The 13,071-nt window shown below is 59.8% G+C and carries 10 protein-coding genes; 6 read left to right on the plus strand and 4 right to left on the minus strand.

What is annotated here, in order from left to right; all coding sequences use genetic code 11:
• Positions 1 to 5: 5 nt before the first annotated feature.
• Positions 6 to 1,619 (plus strand): methyl-accepting chemotaxis protein, encoded by a 1,614-nt coding sequence (locus D3871_RS28830; protein ID WP_119772562.1) that lies wholly within the window; start codon positions 6 to 8, stop codon positions 1,617 to 1,619.
• 133 nt (positions 1,620 to 1,752) lie between these two features.
• Positions 1,753 to 2,028, plus strand: a complete 276-nt coding sequence (locus D3871_RS28835) for a hypothetical protein (RefSeq protein ID WP_147376939.1) — start codon at positions 1,753 to 1,755, stop codon at positions 2,026 to 2,028.
• 17 nt (positions 2,029 to 2,045) lie between these two features.
• On the opposite strand, the gene D3871_RS28840 is transcribed toward D3871_RS28835, so the two are convergent.
• A complete protein-coding gene (locus D3871_RS28840; protein ID WP_119772566.1) occupies positions 2,046 to 2,990 on the minus strand; it encodes a LysR family transcriptional regulator in 945 nt (314 codons plus the stop codon).
• A gap of 98 nt (positions 2,991 to 3,088) precedes the next feature.
• Here D3871_RS28840 and D3871_RS28845 point away from each other — a divergent pair, with 98 nt between their 5' ends.
• From D3871_RS28845 to pyk, 4 genes are read left to right on the plus strand one after another with little or no spacing between them, the layout of a single operon-like run.
• Entirely contained in the window at positions 3,089 to 4,180 is a 1,092-nt protein-coding gene (locus D3871_RS28845) for a tartrate dehydrogenase (protein WP_119772567.1), read from the plus strand.
• A gap of 47 nt (positions 4,181 to 4,227) precedes the next feature.
• Positions 4,228 to 5,211, plus strand: a complete 984-nt coding sequence (locus tag D3871_RS28850; RefSeq protein ID WP_119772569.1) for a Bug family tripartite tricarboxylate transporter substrate binding protein — start codon at positions 4,228 to 4,230, stop codon at positions 5,209 to 5,211.
• A 31-nt stretch (positions 5,212 to 5,242) separates the two neighbouring features.
• Complete coding sequence (locus D3871_RS28855; protein WP_119772571.1) at positions 5,243 to 6,538, plus strand: glycerate kinase type-2 family protein; 1,296 nt, start codon at positions 5,243 to 5,245, stop codon at positions 6,536 to 6,538.
• A gap of 1 nt (position 6,539) precedes the next feature.
• The gene (gene pyk / locus D3871_RS28860) at positions 6,540 to 7,958 is read left to right on the plus strand and encodes a pyruvate kinase (RefSeq protein WP_119772572.1); all 1,419 of its coding nucleotides are present in this window, start codon (positions 6,540 to 6,542) and stop codon (positions 7,956 to 7,958) included.
• A 78-nt stretch (positions 7,959 to 8,036) separates the two neighbouring features.
• Here the strand turns inward: pyk and D3871_RS28865 are convergent, their stop codons facing one another.
• The 3 genes from D3871_RS28865 to D3871_RS28875 are packed head-to-tail and all read right to left on the minus strand — an operon-like array spanning position 8,037 to position 13,048.
• A complete protein-coding gene (locus tag D3871_RS28865; RefSeq protein WP_119772574.1) occupies positions 8,037 to 8,903 on the minus strand; it encodes an SDR family NAD(P)-dependent oxidoreductase in 867 nt (288 codons plus the stop codon).
• Positions 8,904 to 8,951: 48 nt separating this feature from the next.
• A complete protein-coding gene (locus tag D3871_RS28870; RefSeq protein ID WP_233575857.1) occupies positions 8,952 to 10,646 on the minus strand; it encodes an FAD-binding protein in 1,695 nt (564 codons plus the stop codon).
• 11 nt (positions 10,647 to 10,657) lie between these two features.
• The gene (locus D3871_RS28875; RefSeq protein ID WP_119772578.1) at positions 10,658 to 13,048 is read right to left on the minus strand and encodes an efflux RND transporter permease subunit; all 2,391 of its coding nucleotides are present in this window, start codon (positions 13,046 to 13,048) and stop codon (positions 10,658 to 10,660) included.
• Between the last annotated feature and the right edge of the window lie 23 nt (positions 13,049 to 13,071).

Consider the following 13,071-nt stretch of genomic DNA (forward strand, 5'->3'; position numbering starts at 1 on the left):
ATAACATGAACTTTGCCAACATGAAGATCGGTACCCGCCTGGGTGCCGGGTTCGTCTTCACGCTGACTCTCCTGATCGGCGTCACGCTATTCGGCATCGACCGTATGGAGCAAATTCAACAACGCCTGCGGGAAGTGGTGAACATCAATAATGCCGAGACAAGGCTCGCCAACGAAATGCGCGATTCGGTTGGCGAGCGGATGATTGCATTGCGCGATCTCACCTTGCTGACAGAAGCGGTCGAGATGCAACCGGAAGTCGAACGCCTGAAGGCGGAAGCACACAAATATGCGCAGGCCAAAGCGCAATTGACGCGGATGGTTACCGCCGGCACACAGGCGAAGCGCGCGCAAAACGCCGTTCTGGTCCGTATAGGAGAAATCGAGGCCACCATCCTGCCATTGATGGATCAGGCGGCCGATTGGGGTATGAACGGGCGGACCGTCGAAACCACGACCATTCTGACCCGTGAAATCCGCCCGCTGCAAAAGAAATGGAGCGAGGCGCTCAACGAACTGGTCATGCTGCAGGCGAAGCGCAATGAGCAGGCAGCCGCTGAAGCGGAGCAGGCATTTTCCAATGCACGCAGGCTGATGCTCGCCATCAGTGGCGCAGCGATCTTACTGGGAGCCCTGATCGCATGGCTGACCACGCGCAGCATTACGCGACCGATCAGGAAAGCGGTGCGGATCGCGCGGACGGTGGCGGCCGGCGATCTGACCAGCCGCATCGAAGTACGTAGCGGTGATGAAACCGGCCAGTTATTGCATTCCTTGAAGCACATGAATGACAGCCTGGCAGGCATCGTCACCGAAGTGCGCGGCAGCGCCAACACCATCGCCGCCGCCTCAGGCGAGATTGCGCACGGCAACCTCGACCTGTCGTCGCGCACCGAGGCGCAGGCAGGCTCGCTGGAAGAAACCGCATCCGCGATGGAGGAACTGACCGTCGCGGTAAAGCGGAATGCCGACAATGCGCGTCTTGCCAGTGAACTCGCGACGTCCGCTTCCGACGTCGCGGTGAAGGGCGGCGCGGTGGTGTCGCAGGTGGTGAATACCATGGGCTCCATCAATACCTCCGCAAAAAAGATTGTCGACATCATCGGTGTCATTGACGCCATCGCGTTCCAGACCAACATCCTGGCGCTGAACGCAGCAGTCGAGGCCGCACGTGCCGGCGAGCAAGGCCGAGGATTTGCCGTGGTCGCCTCTGAAGTGCGCACGCTGGCCCAACGTTCTGCCAGTGCCGCGAAGGAAATCAAGCACCTGATCACCGACGCGGTAGAAAAAGCCGACATCGGAGCCACGCTGGTCGATCAGGCCGGTGCCACCATGCAAGAGATTGTCGAAAGCGTCCGCCGGGTCACCAGCATCATCGGCGAGGTCACAGCCGCCAGTCACGAGCAGACCACCGGCACCGAACAGATCAATCAGGCGATCGGCCGGATGGATCAGGCAACGCAGCAGAATGCGGCGCTGGTCGAGCAGGCTGCGGCGGCCTCGGATGCATTACAAACCCAGGCCGCCAAGCTGGCGCAGGCGGTAAGCGTATTCAACCTGGATGCGGCTGGCGCGGACCGGTTGCTGCAATTGGCGCACGCCGGTTCTGACGAACCTTGAACACCATCTTGGTATTGCCGCTCTAGTCTTTTTGGACGATGCGAGACCGGCAGGCCGATGCAACTATGAAAACAAGACCGCTGCAATGTACGGCGGTTTCCGGCCCCTCAATGGCATGGATATGGAGACCATCATGAAAACTGACATGTTGCATCGCAACGATACCGCCTCATCCCCGGCAAGCGAGCATGCACCAACCACGCCGAAGCCTCCGCAACGCGACCTCATGATCGGGAAAGCACTCGCGATCATCAGTGTCTTTGTGCTGGGCGCAGTCGCCATTGAATTGTTCTACAACTCTGTTGTGGAGCGCATTGAAGTGGAGCGCAGCGTATCGTATCCGTCGCATTTCATGTCGTCTGCCTATGCCGCGGATTTCTGGAAAATATTCATCCTGCATGCCAGATGACCCTGGCCCCATTCCCACTATCTGTTCCACGACCATTTGGCCACTTCCTCGCCCAGTGGCGTTGAAGCAGAAAAAGCTGCCGCAACAAAATCGACAAATGCGCGTACCCGCGCCGCTGTCTGTACCTGGTAGGGAAACACCGCGTAAATGTCGGCTGGCGGCGTCTGCCAGTTTGGCAGAACCTGCCGCAACCGTCCGCTTTGGAGATACTTGGCAATGTCCCATTCGGCGCGCATCAACAATCCATGACCTTCGAGTGCCCAGTTCACAGCAATCTCGCCATCATTGGTGCTCAGGGCGCCCCGTACCTTGACCGTCTCGGTGCGCTGACCCCACGTCAGGTGCCAGATTCCATAGCCTTCCTCACCTTGGCGAATGCCGATGCAATTGTGCTTCGACAGATCGTTGGGGACGCGCGGTGTGCCGTATTGGTCCAGGTAAGCAGGCGCGCCGCAAATGACGCGGCGGTTCGAAGCGATCCGCCGGGCGATTACGCGGGCGTCAGGCGGTTCACCGAACCGGATGCACACATCATAGGCATCCTCGGTCAACATCGGCGGATTCACGGTTAGCTGAAGTTGAGTCTCAACCTCCGGATAACGCTTGCTGAAGTCGGACACCAAGGGAGCGATGTGACTTCGTCCAAAACCCAGGGTGGCATTGACACGAAGCAATCCCTTGGGTGCGGTTCCCGCGCTGGTGATCATTTGCTCCATGTCATCGATTTCGGCCAGGATGCGTCGGGCGTTGGCAAGATACATCTCGCCTTCGGGCGTCAGGCCGACGCGCCGCGTCGTGCGGTGAAGCAGCCGAGCGCCGAGCCGTGCTTCCATCTGGCTCATTCGTTTGCTTACGGCTGCGGTAGTGACATTCAGCTCACGCGCAGCCGCAGAAAAGCTTCCTGCGCGCACTAAAACGCTGAAGAACGCCATCTCGGAGGGGGCAGTAACAGGCGTCGACATTGTTAAATCAAATTTAATAATGGTTCAACTCTAACTCGATCCATGAGGATTCGCAATCCGTATAGTGGGAGCCATTCCACCTCCTACACGAGAATCCTATGAAGACTTACAAGATTGCATGCATCCCCGGCGACGGCATTGGCAAGGAAGTAATCCCGGCTGGCCAAGCCGTCCTGGAAGCGCTGGCCACCAGCCAAAACGCGTTCCGTTTCGACTTCACCTCCTACGGCTGGGGCGGAGACTGGTTCCGTCAGCATGGCGAGATGATGCCGCAGAACGGACTCGACGCCTTGCGCGACAAAGATGCCATTCTCTTCGGTTCCGCGGGTGACCCGGATATCCCCGATCACATTACGCTCTGGGGTCTGCGGCTGAAGATCTGCCAGGGATTTGACCAATACGCCAACGTCCGCCCGACCCGCATCCTGCCTGGTATCGATGCACCGTTAAAACGCTGCAAACCGGAAGACTTGAACTGGGTGATCGTGCGCGAAAACTCCGAGGGAGAGTATGCCGGCGTCGGCGGACGCGCCCATCAGGGCCATCCGATTGAAGTAGCCACCGATCTCTCGGTCATGACGCGCGCAGGTGTAGAACGCATCATGCGTTACGCGTTCAAGCTTGCCCAATCGCGTCCCCGCAAACTGCTGACGGTCGTCACCAAGTCAAATGCGCAGCGTCATGCCATGGTCATGTGGGACGAGATCGCGGTACAGGTTTCCAAAGAGTTCCCGGATGTGAAGTGGGACAAGGAGCTCGTGGATGCAGCGACTGCACGGATGGTCAATCGCCCGGCGACGCTCGATACGCTGGTCGCCACCAATCTTCATGCGGACATCCTCAGCGACCTGGCAGCCGCGCTGGCCGGGAGTCTTGGCATTGCCCCTACCGGAAACATCGACCCGGAGCGCCGCTATCCCAGCATGTTCGAGCCTATTCACGGTTCCGCATTCGATATCATGGGCAAGGGTCTTGCCAACCCTGTCGGCACGTTCTGGAGCTGTGTCATGCTGCTGGAACATCTGGGAGAAGCACACGCGGCACGCACGCTGATGGACGCTGTAGAGCAAGTCACTGCCGATCCGACGCTTCATACCGGAGACCTTGGCGGAAAGGCGACGACGGCGCAAGTCACCGAGGCCGTATGCAATCGCATCCGGGCCGGCTCGGCAGGCATCAAGGCGGCGTGAAAGCAATACTGTCCCAGCACGCCTAACGACATCAACAGGAGACAAGCATGCATAAGTACATCCCCCGATTCACATCCATTCTTCAAGCGACTGTTTTGACGGCTAGTGTGGCCAGCGGCACTGCCATCGCCCAAACCTGGCCGGCCAAGCCCATCAATCTGATCGTGCCGTTTGCAACCGGTGGCACCACCGACGTGCTGGCACGCGCCGTAGGTCAGGAATTGTCCAAGAGCCTTGGACAGCCGGTGATTGTGGAAAACAAAGGCGGGGCAGGCGCTACCCTGGGTGCGGACTATGTGGCCAAGGCCAAGCCGGATGGCCACACCTTGCTGGTGGGGGCGGTCCATCACACGATTGCGACCAGTGTCTATAAGAAGCTCTCGTATGATTTCCAGAAAGACTTTGCTCCCGTGACCACCTTGGCCCTGGTCCCGAATGTGCTCGTGGTCAATCCGAACATGCCGGCCAAGAACGTGACGGAACTGCTGTCACTGGCCAAAGCTTCTCCTGGAAAATTCACGTATGGATCGAATGGCAATGGAACCGGTCAGCATCTGATTGGTGCACAGTTCGAGCGCATGGGTGGCGTGCAAATGCTGCATGTGCCGTACAAAGGAAGCGGGCCTTTGACCATCGATCTGCTGGGCGGTCAGGTCGACATGTCCTTCGATACCATTCCACCGGTACTGTCCCACATCAAGGCGGGCAAGCTGCGTCCGCTGGCAGTGACCACGCTCAAGCGCTCGCCTGCACTGCCCGATGTGCCGACCCTGGATGAAGCGGGCCTCAAGGGATTCGACCTTGGCACCTGGTTTGGAGTGCTGGCCCCGGCGGCAACGCCTAAAGAAATCGTCACGCGCCTGAACACCGAAATCGTGAAGATCGTCAAATCGCCGGAGTTCAAGAAGAAATTGGAAGAAATGGGTGCAGAGCCCATCGGGAACACACAGGCGGAAATGGCAGCCCAGATCAAGAACGACACGGAGCGATTTGCAAAACTGGTAAGAGACGCCAAGGTAACTATCGAGTAGGCGTCGATCATTTCACAAAGAAAAGTATGCAATGAAGCAGATTTCGTCAACGGAAGCCAGGGCCCTGCTGCGATCCATGTTTGACGCGGCAATCGCTGCGGCACAGCCTGCCCGCTGTCTGCCGCAGCACCTGCCGCCGAAACCGAGCGGACGGGTCATCGTCATCGGTGCAGGTAAAGCATCGGCGGAAATGGCCAGAGTCGTGGAACAGCACTGGGATGGCGAACTTTCCGGCCTGGTAGTCACCCGCTATGGATACGGCGTGCCATGCAGTCGAGTTGACATTGTCGAAGCCGCACACCCGGTTCCCGATGAGGCCGGATATCACGCCGCCAAGCGCATGTTGAATATGGTGCAAGGCCTTGGCCCGGATGATCTGGTGCTATGTCTGATTTCGGGTGGCGGCTCGGCGCTGCTGTCGCTTCCGCTGCCCGGCATAACGTTCGAGGACAAGCAAGCAGTCAACAAAGCTCTGCTGGCAAGCGGCGCGAGCATCGCGGAAATGAATTGCGTACGGCGCCATCTCTCCGCAATCAAGGGCGGACGCCTGGCTGCAGCATGCCACCCCGCGAAAGTCGTCACCCTGTTAATTTCCGATGTGCCTGGAGACGATCCCATCAACATTGCGTCGGGTCCGACGGTCGCCGATCCGACGACCTGTGCTGAGGCGCTTGCCATCATTAACCGCTATGGCATCCAGGTGCCGGAACGGGTATTGGCGGTTTTACGCAGCGGAGAGGGAGAAACCGTCAAGCCCGGAGATGTGCGATCGTCCGGCATGCAGACACACATGGCCACCAATCCGCAAATTGCGCTGCGGGCTGCTGCGGCCGTGGCGCGGGATGCCGGGATCCCGGTGCATATCCTGGGAGACAGCATCGAAGGAGAGGCGCGAGACGTGGCCAAAGTCATGGCTGGCATTGCACATCAGCTTGTCCGTCATGGACAGCCATTTCCCGCGCCTTGCATTTTGCTTTCGGGCGGCGAGACCACGGTCACTGTGCGCGGCGCCGGACGCGGCGGACGCAACGTCGAATTCCTGCTGTCCCTGGCGATCGCCCTCAATAGCCAACCGGGCGTATATGCGATTGCCGGCGACACCGACGGTGTTGACGGTCAAGAGGACATTGCAGGGGCGCTCTTGAGCCCTGACACGCTCACTCGCGCCTGGCAAATAGGCATCCATCCCTCTGACAGCCTTGCGCGAAACGATGGGCACGGATTTTTTGAAGCGCTTGGCGATTCGGTGGTTACCGGGCCAACCCTCACGAACGTGAATGACTTCCGGGCGATTCTTATTACGGCCGATGAAGCAAACAAGGACTGAAATGCATCGAGACCGTAACGCAAAAATTGTCGCCACTGTCGGCCCTGCAAGCTCGGACCGGAAAACAATCGAGCAATTGTTTCGCGCTGGAGCAGATGTCTTTAGATTGAATTTTAGTCACGGCACGCATGAAGACCACAAGAATCGCCTGGAGATTATTCGCTCGGTTGAGCGAGATCTCGGTCGACCAATTGGTGTACTGCTCGACCTGCAAGGTCCCAAGCTGCGTATCGGCCAATTCACCGACGGGCCAGTCTTGCTTGAGCCCGGCGACAGCTTCCGTCTTGACCTTGAACGAAATGTCAAAGGTGACCGACAGAGGGTTTCCCTACCCCATCCCGAAATATTTGCTGCCCTCGAAACCGGTGCCAACCTGCTGCTTGATGATGGCCGTATCCGGCTTGAAGTGGAACACTTCGGTCCCGATTTTGCTGAAACCAGAGTAATCAACGGGGGAATCTTATCGGATCGCAAGGGTGTGAATGTACCGGGCGTCGTGCTGCCGATGTCGGCAATGACCGAGAAGGATCGCAAGGACCTTGAATACGGTTTGACCCTGGGGGTCGACTGGATCGCTTTGTCGTTCGTGCAACGTCCGGAAGACATTCAAGAGGTGAAAGACATCGTACAAGGTAGGGCCGGTATCATTGCCAAGCTCGAAAAGCCGGCTTCAATCACGAAGCTGGAAGATATTATCGACGTGTCTGATGCCGTCATGGTGGCCCGGGGCGACCTTGGGGTGGAACTGCTTGCGGAGCAAGTGCCTGCAATCCAGAAACGCATCGTGCGGCTATGCCGGCGTTTCGGGAAACCTGTCATCGTTGCTACACAAATGCTCGAATCCATGGTGGCCGCGCCAGTCCCTACCCGCGCCGAGGCATCCGACGTCGCCACTGCCATTTACGACGGTGCCGATGCTGTCATGCTGTCCGCTGAATCCGCATCGGGAAAATATCCGGTGGAGGCGGTCAGCATCATGAACCGCATCATCGCGCAGACCGAAGCCGATCCCTACTATCGCGAAACCATCAGGGCATCTTATAGCCCGGCTCGCAGCGAGATCGCCGATGCGATCGGCCTGGCGATGCGGAACGTCGTGGACCTGCTCGATGTAGCTGTGACCGTTGCCTATACCAGTTCCGGTTATTCGGCCTTGCGCGTTGCACGCGAGCGGCCGGAAGCGCGCATTATCGGCATGACGCCCAAGCTGTCCACCGCGCGTAGCCTTGCGCTGGTCTGGGGAGTTCATCCCGTGCTTACTCACAATGTTGAAGGTGTGTCGGAGATGACTGAATTTGCCTGCAAGACAGCACTGAATGAGGGCTTGGCCAAGGCAGGTCAGACCATTGTGATCGCCGCCGGAATGCCTTTTGGCTCGGCAGGAACAACCAATCTCTTGCGTATAGCAACACTGGAGTGAAACGATCTGACCTGGAACCGACACTGAGGGTCTTTGCTGATATCGAAGACCCTCACGGCAGAGTTCACGTGTCCATGCTTATTCAACAATCGCCGGATGCGCCTGTGTCGGTCCACCCAGCAGCGGACGATGCGACGGCGGCTGTTTGCCGTTGATGTCGACGATGCCGTACTCCTCAGCGACTTCGGCACCGACCAGTACCAGACCGGATTTTTCCATCAGGCGCGGATCTTGGTACAGGGCATCGATCACCATGCCGGTGAACTGAGGTGTTTCTGCCAGCGGCGCGAAGTCGCCATACTTTCCGGGCTCGCGTTCCCAGACCCGCATGGTGCGCTCGGTCTGCAACGGTCCCATCCAGATCGATACGGCGGCGACGTCATACGGCCGCAGGTCCACCGCCATGTCTTTGGCAAACTTGTCGACGCCGGCTTTTTGTGCACCGTACGCAGGGCCATGCATGTAGCAGCTGGCGCCGAACGACGAGGTGAAGGCGATCAGTCCCTTGCGCCGGTTAATCATCAGCGGCGCTGCATAATGACTTGCCACATAGGCCGAGCGCAGGCCGACGTCGAGAATATCGACCAGCTCCATTGGCTTTTCCCAGAAGCCGCCCGGTTCGATCAAGCGGTCGTGCAGGAAAGCGGCATTGTTGACCAGGATATCGAGCCGGCCCTGTTCCTGCCGCACCCGGTCGAACAGCGCGCGCACATCGCTATCGACTGCATGGTCGCATGCCACCGCAATTCCTTTGCCGCCGAGAGCATCGATCTCTTTCGCGGTCGCGTATATGGTTCCCGGCAAGTCGGCGTCTCCCTCGCGCAGCGTTCTGCCGGTGACATAGACGGTGGCGCCTTTGGCCGCCAGCGCCAGGGCGATTCCCTTCCCTGCGCCGCGCGATGCGCCGGTTACCACTGCAACGACAGACTGCTCTTGGTTCGTCATGGTGCTGGTCTCCTGATGAGTGTGCGTTGTCATGAAAGCGATGCCTGGTCAGGCCGCTTGCGCGATATGGTCGGCGGCGAGCATGCCGAACACCATGGCCGGGCCGATGGTCGCGCCCGCGCCCGGATAGCTGGTGCCCATCACCGCCGCGCTGCAATTGCCTATGGCGTATAAACCGTCGATCGCCGCGCCCGCTTGATCCAGCACGCGCGCATGTTCGTCGGTGCTCAGGCCGCCCTTGGTCCCGATATCGCCCGGCACCAGTTTGAGCGCATAGAACGGCGCCTGGTCAATGGCAGCCAGGCAAGGATTGGGCTGCACGTTGATGTCGCCGTAATAGGTATCGAAGACATTGCTCCCCTTGCCGAATTCGCTATCAATGCCGCTGACGGCAGCGCCATTGTTGCGCGCCAGCGTCTCCGCCAGTCCGACAGGATCGACGCCGATCTGCGCAGCGAGCGCGGCCGGCGTGTCGGCCTTATGAATGATCTGCCGTACCTTTTCCGGCAGGCGTTTGTCCGGCACGAATGCACCGGGCAACAGCGGCCCAAACGGGTAATTGCGGCGGAAACGCGCATCGAAGATCACCCACGCCGGTACGCTACCGTGGCCCTGTTCCTGCCGGCGGTACATGGTTTGCACAAACTCGGTATACGCCAGATTTTCATTGAGGAAGCGGTGCCCGGACGCATCCACCACCACGCATCCCGGCAGCGCCCGTTCGACAAAGACCGGATGCGCATAGGCCTGGTCCGGCACCTGCAGTGCCGGCACGCCCCAGACGTATTGCATCAGGTTCAACGCACCGCCGGCTTCCGCTCCGGCACGAATCGCATCGCCGGTGTTGGCATGCGGCGGCGTCACGCTCCATTCGGCACGCGATGGCTGCGGCAGATACTGATCGCGCATTGCCTGATTCCACTCGAAGCCGCCGGCCGCAAGGATCACGCCACGCCGCGCGGTGATGCGCATCGGCGCGCCGGCGCGTTCGACCACCACCCCGGACACTCTTCCGCCTTCGACCACCAGTTCGCGCAGGGGCGTGTTCAGCCAAAGAGGCACCTTGCGATCGGCCAGCGACAGGCGCAGCGCGGCCACCAGCGAAGCGCCGAGCGTCAAGCGGCGGTCGCGCTTCGAGCGCCGGCGCCAGCCGAGGTCGGTCCAGTAGCCGAGCATCAGGCGTAGCGCCAGCGCGAACCAGCCCGGGTGCTTGCCGAGCATTTTTCGCGCTTCGGTCTGCGTCATGCCGATGCGCCCGCCCACCAGTGTCGCCGGCAACGGCGGGCGTTGCTGGTCGAATTCGGCGCCGAGCCGGCGCGCATCGAACGGTAATGGGTCAAGCGAACGATGGCCCGGTTTCGCACCCGGATGATGCTGAAAATAATCCGCGTATTCCGGCAGCGTGGTAAAGCGAACCTGCGTCTTTTCATGCAGGTAGCGCACCAGCCGCGCGCCGTGATCGAGATAAGCCTGCACCCGGGTTTTCGACATCGTCTCGCCGACGCATGCCTGGATATAGGTGAATGCCTCGTCGTGACTGTCCTGCGCGCCGGCTTCCTGCGCCAGATGGTTGCATGGGATCCAGATGCCGCCGCCTGAAATGGCGGTGGTGCCGCCATACACATCGCATTTTTCCACCACCAGCACCGACAGTCCCTGGTCGGCGGCGCGGCATGCGGCCAGCATCGCGCCGCCACCGGAACCGACCACCACCACGTCGTATTCGTTTTGATTCGCAGACACACCCATCGCCTTCATCCCTTTACCGTATCGGCCACGAAGACCGGTGTTTTGACAAGCTTTGCCGGAGAGCGCAGCAGCCCTACCCCAAGTGCCGGCAACAGGAAGATCGAGCCGAGCACATTCACCAGGAACATGAAGGCCAGCAGGACACCCATATCGGCCTGGAACTTCAGTGCGGAGAACGCCCAGGTGCCGACACCGATCGACATCGTCAGCGCGGTAAACAAGGCGGCGGTGCCGCGCTGGCGCAGCGCTTCATAAAACGCATGGCGAAAATCCTGGCCATTCTCCATTTCATGCTGAATGCGTTCATACAGATAGATGCCATAATCGACGCCGACCCCGACACCGAGCGCAATCACCGGCAGCGTCGACACTTTCAGGCCGATGCCGAGCAGCGCCATCAAGGCATTGCACAGGATCGATACCAGCGCCAGCGGCACAATGATGCACAGCACCGCCTGCCAGGAACGGAAGGTGATGAAGCACAGCAATGTGATCGCGCCGAAGATCGCCAGCAGCATGGTCGCTTCCGCGTGCTCCACCGCTTCGTTGGTCGCAACCATCACGCCGACGTTGCCGCCGGCCAGGCGGAATTTCACGTTTGCGGTTTTTTCCTTGGCGACGTAACGCTTGATCTCGTCGACGATATGCGCAATCGTGGCGCCCTCATGGTTGTCGGTATAAATGAGCACCTGGATTGCCTTGCAGCTTTCGGTGTTCATGCCGTAGTCCGGATTGAAGCTGCCGGCACCTTGCGCCAGCCCCGCGCTCGTGCGCGGCAATGCCTGCCAGCGCGGATTGCCTTCATTGAAGGCCGCGATCGTCACTTTCGACAGCGACGGCACACTCACCACCGAACGCACACCGGAAACGCCGCGCATGAAGATTTCGAATTTTTCAATGGCACTCATTACCGGATACTGCAGGCAGGCATCGCCTTCAACACTGGTTTCCACCACGACGGTCAGTATATCGATGCCAATGTTGTACTGGCTGGTGATCGCCGCGTTGTCACGGTTATAGCGCGCGCTGTCGCGCAGCTCCGGAACGCCGTCGCCCACATCGCCGATCTTCAGGCGACGCGCTTCGTAAGCGCCCACGGCCAGCAGTGCGGCGCTGAGCGCAAGCACGATCCAGGTGTAACGCGGTGTCGCAGCCGACGACAATGCCCACCACAACCGGTTGCTCTTGCCGGTCGCAGTCGTTGATTGCTGTGGCCGCGCCGCCGTTTCCGCTTTCAGATAAGAAAGCATGACCGGTAAAAAGACCTTGTTGGTAAAAATCATCAGCAGCACGCCGAGGCAAGCGGTGATCCCCAGTTCGCGCACGATGTCGATCTGGATCACCATGATGACCATGAAACCAAGGGCATTGGTCAGCAATGCCACCGTCCCGGGCACGAACAGCTTGCGAAACGCATCGCTCGCCGCTTCCTTCGGTGTGGCGCCGGTATCCGCCGCTTGGCGCCAGGCATTGGTCATCTGGACCGCATGCGAAACGCCGATGGAAAAGATCAGGAACGGCACCAGGATCGACATCGGGTCGATGCCATAGCCGATCAGCGGCAGTATCCCGAGCAGCCACACCACCGGCAGCAATGCCACCGCCAGCGCCAGCAGCGTCATCTGGCGCGAGCGCGTGTACAGATACAGCATGACGGCCGTGATCAGAAACGCAATGCCGAAAAACACGATCGCGCCGGTGATACCCTCCACCACGTCGCCGACCAGCTTGGCAAAGCCGGTGACATGCACCTCGATCCGGTCATTGCCGATCTTCGCGCGGATCTGTTCCAGCTTTTCTGCGACCTGCACGTAATCCAGCTTTTGTCCGGTGGAAGGATCGATCTCGCGCAGCTCGGCGCGCACCATCGCCCCTTTCAGATCGTTTGCCACCAGCTGCCCGATCTGGCCGGAGCGCGCCACATTGCGCCGCACGGTATCGAGCTCATCCGGTTGGGCGGAAAAGCGCGCGGGCACGACCACGTCGCCGTAAAAGCCGGCTTCGGTCACTTCGGTATAGCGCACGTTCGGCGTGAACAGTGAAAACACCCGTCCGCGTTCGACGCCGGGCAGGAAGAACACGTCGTCGGTCACCGTGCGCAACGCATCGAGGAACTCCCGGTTATAAATATCCCCCTCGCCTTTCCAGCGTAAATTGACGAGTATCCGGTTGGCGCCGGAAAACACGCGCGCGTATTCGGTAAAGGTTTGCATGTACGCATGCTGCAGCGGGACTGTCTTGGCGAATCCCGGATCGAGCCGGATTCGCGTCGCGGAGGCCGCCAGCAGCAAGGTCAGCGCAATGAATAACCACAGCAGCAGACGACGATGCCGCATGATGGCGTTGGCGCATGCATCGATCAGCGTGGTCAGGCGTTGGTTGGAGAACAGATTCATGATTGGATACTCATTCGGATTGG

It is taken from the genome of Noviherbaspirillum saxi, from assembly GCF_003591035.1.
Lineage (GTDB): Bacteria > Pseudomonadota > Gammaproteobacteria > Burkholderiales > Burkholderiaceae_D > Noviherbaspirillum > Noviherbaspirillum saxi.

What these genes read in the sequence shown, in the direction of transcription:
- D3871_RS28830 (WP_119772562.1), top strand. Translation starts at nt 6, where the DNA reads ATGAACTTTGCCAACATGAAGATCGGTACCCGCCTGGGTGCCGGGTTC.
- D3871_RS28835 (WP_147376939.1), top strand. Translation starts at nt 1,753, where the DNA reads ATGAAAACTGACATGTTGCATCGCAACGATACCGCCTCATCCCCGGCA.
- D3871_RS28840 (WP_119772566.1), bottom strand. Translation starts at nt 2,990, where the DNA reads ATGTCGACGCCTGTTACTGCCCCCTCCGAGATGGCGTTCTTCAGCGTT.
- D3871_RS28845 (WP_119772567.1), top strand. Translation starts at nt 3,089, where the DNA reads ATGAAGACTTACAAGATTGCATGCATCCCCGGCGACGGCATTGGCAAG.
- D3871_RS28850 (WP_119772569.1), top strand. Translation starts at nt 4,228, where the DNA reads ATGCATAAGTACATCCCCCGATTCACATCCATTCTTCAAGCGACTGTT.
- D3871_RS28855 (WP_119772571.1), top strand. Translation starts at nt 5,243, where the DNA reads ATGAAGCAGATTTCGTCAACGGAAGCCAGGGCCCTGCTGCGATCCATG.
- pyk (WP_119772572.1), top strand. Translation starts at nt 6,540, where the DNA reads ATGCATCGAGACCGTAACGCAAAAATTGTCGCCACTGTCGGCCCTGCA.
- D3871_RS28865 (WP_119772574.1), bottom strand. Translation starts at nt 8,903, where the DNA reads ATGACGAACCAAGAGCAGTCTGTCGTTGCAGTGGTAACCGGCGCATCG.
- D3871_RS28875 (WP_119772578.1), bottom strand. Translation starts at nt 13,048, where the DNA reads ATGAATCTGTTCTCCAACCAACGCCTGACCACGCTGATCGATGCATGC.